Origin of the sequence: Candidatus Thiosymbion oneisti, assembly GCF_900092655.1 — a bacterium.
Taxonomy (GTDB): Bacteria; Pseudomonadota; Gammaproteobacteria; order Chromatiales; family Chromatiaceae; genus Thiosymbion; species Thiosymbion oneisti.
Map to the genome: position 1 here is coordinate 1 of NZ_FLUY01001605.1, position 621 is coordinate 621.

General features: G+C 47.0%; 1 protein-coding gene. It reads right to left on the reverse strand.

Annotated elements, in window-relative coordinates:
* Positions 1-236: 236 nt before the first annotated feature.
* A complete protein-coding gene (locus BQ17_RS21015; RefSeq protein ID WP_141699332.1) occupies positions 237-542 on the reverse strand; it encodes a hypothetical protein in 306 nt (101 codons plus the stop codon).
* Between the last annotated feature and the right edge of the window lie 79 nt (positions 543-621).

The window sequence follows — 621 nt, forward strand, 5'->3', positions numbered from 1 at the left end:
GCCGGTAAATCGTGCGCAAAATAGCGTACAATCATTCTGAATTTCGCTTCCGAGATGTGTGAACGCCTGAAATACCTTTTTTTTCCCTTGCATAACATAACCTTAGCATGCGGTTGCAGAGGCTAAAGTTATCTAGACCCTTACCTGAACCGGGCACCGACTTGGAAACAAAGTCATTAGCCAAAAGAAAACCAAACCCTGCCACAACGATGGCGATGAAAATCGTTAGAGGCGTTTCATGTGATTAAGAGACTTTTTTCAACCCAAAAAAGCGCGAATGCTGACCAAAGATGACTCCAGAACACGAGTGGAGCATCCGTGATTCGCAGTTCAAATCTGGAGGCAAAAACAAGGCGAATGATGAAACCCAAGAGGAATCCTGCACCAATCATGCAAGCACCACCCAAGTTATGCGCGAAAACCCAGTCGTCAACTCTCACCCCAATGAAATGGAGTAATAATCCAATCAACGAGACACCTACAACAAGCGCCGGACCTATACTTCCGATTGCCGCAAGCATGACTTTTACTGGCCCAATCAACGTAGGCTCTTTATGGATTCCAGACTGTTAGCGCAGCAGCAGACCGAGGAGGGAATCCATGAGCCCTTTGCCGCGGTTT